General features: G+C 31.4%; 2 protein-coding genes. Both read right to left on the bottom strand.

Annotated features, from left to right (window positions below; all coding sequences use genetic code 11):
- On the bottom strand, positions 1-741 hold a 741-nt coding region (locus LF845_RS11665; RefSeq protein WP_242821187.1), incomplete at its 3' end, for a nucleotidyl transferase AbiEii/AbiGii toxin family protein.
- A 20-nt stretch (positions 742-761) separates the two neighbouring features.
- On the bottom strand, positions 762-1,556 hold a 795-nt coding region (locus LF845_RS11660), incomplete at its 5' end, for a type IV toxin-antitoxin system AbiEi family antitoxin domain-containing protein (RefSeq protein WP_242821186.1).

The raw sequence follows: 1,556 nt of genomic DNA, 5'->3' as shown, positions 1-1,556 counted from the left end.
TTGTCCAAATTTATTGATGTCTTTGATATATTGAGATTTATTAACATTAAGTGTTGGAATAAGCTGATTTTTAAGTTCATTTATATCAAACACCACATCGTCGATAGAAATTGTTCTCCAGTCTTTCCTGCTCATAGCACCATAAACTGTAAAAGCTAAACGTAATTTTTCAAAATTTATATTCAAGTTTTTACTGATCATAAATACATCAAACAGGTCTCTGCTTTTTCCCCTCGTTAACAATGCAACAAGTTTGCCAGCAATTAACTCATAATCGTTAATGACTGGAATTTGACTGGCTTGCCAAATCCCAATAGACTTTGAATTCAATGATTTTATAGACCATATTGGTATTCGGTACATAAAATTTATATCTACCTCTAAATTACTCGTTTGTCCCAATACACTATTGTAACGTAAGAGCCATTTACCACCAGCATGCTCATCTGGTAATTGTTTTACCAGAAAACCTCCTTTTCTAAAAATATCCTGTAAAGCGCTCTCTATTAGTTGTCGCTCTACAAGCATTTTATCTCTTTCTTCAGTTCCAATGTAATTCAAATCAATATCAACAGATAGTCTGGGAATATCAAAAATAAAAAGATTGAGTGCCGTACCACCTTTCAATACGAATTTCCCTTTTAAAAAAGGATGTTCATTTAAAGTGTTTAATAATTCTAAAAGGTATATTACTTTTTCTAACATATCAGCTCTAAATCCTGTTTTTTCAGATTCTGACATTAATCTTTCATATGATACAATCATACTACTTCAGCCCATCCTCTTTCTATAATCTCAATTGGTACAATAAGATTCCATTTTGAAATAAGTTTACAGGGTTTATTTTTGTTTTTATCCATATAGTGAGGTTGTTTTGGTTTCAACTTACATAAAATATCCAAGTGTCTCTCATCAACCATGAATTGCTCCTTATGCTGCTCTAAAAAGAAACCAACTTTAGCAGCTAAAGTAGAGTTGTTTAATAATCTAACATATTCTATGATTTTATCGACATTATAAAACTCTACAGATTCCAGTGACCTCCAGATTTCTTCCCATCCACCTGAAATTTCAGGTTTATTTAAAACATCAACCAATGTTCTTTCTATGCTTGTTATACGAATGTTTATTCCCGCTCTATCTTTAACTGTGACCTCAAAATCTTCCATGTTCAGTTTGTGAAGTGCCTCTGGTGTTTTTAACCCTTTAAAAACAAAATTTTTGAATCTGTATAATTTCGGTAAGGATGAGGTATAGAAAAAAGTTTGCCATGTTGAATAAGCATATCCATAAAACTCCAACGCTGTGTGATGGGATATCACAGAGTCTTTAGATATTTTTGCCGTTATTAAAAATGGATCGGGAATAAATTTTTCTTTTTTAACACCAAAAGGAGCTACAGCATACAACCCTCTTTTTATAGATATAAGCCTACCTGATTTCTTATAGTAATTCAAAAGCGATTCTTCTGTTTTTTTACTGGTTATTCCTAAAGATAAAAGATATATTTCAAATTCTTTTGTAGTAAATACAGGATGTTGCCTAAAAAAAGCTTC

This window comes from Deferrivibrio essentukiensis, assembly GCF_020480685.1.
Taxonomy (GTDB): domain Bacteria; phylum Chrysiogenota; class Deferribacteres; order Deferribacterales; family Deferrivibrionaceae; genus Deferrivibrio; species Deferrivibrio essentukiensis.
The sequence above is the reverse complement of the archived record's forward strand: the minus strand, read 5'-3'. Positions and strand labels throughout refer to the sequence as shown.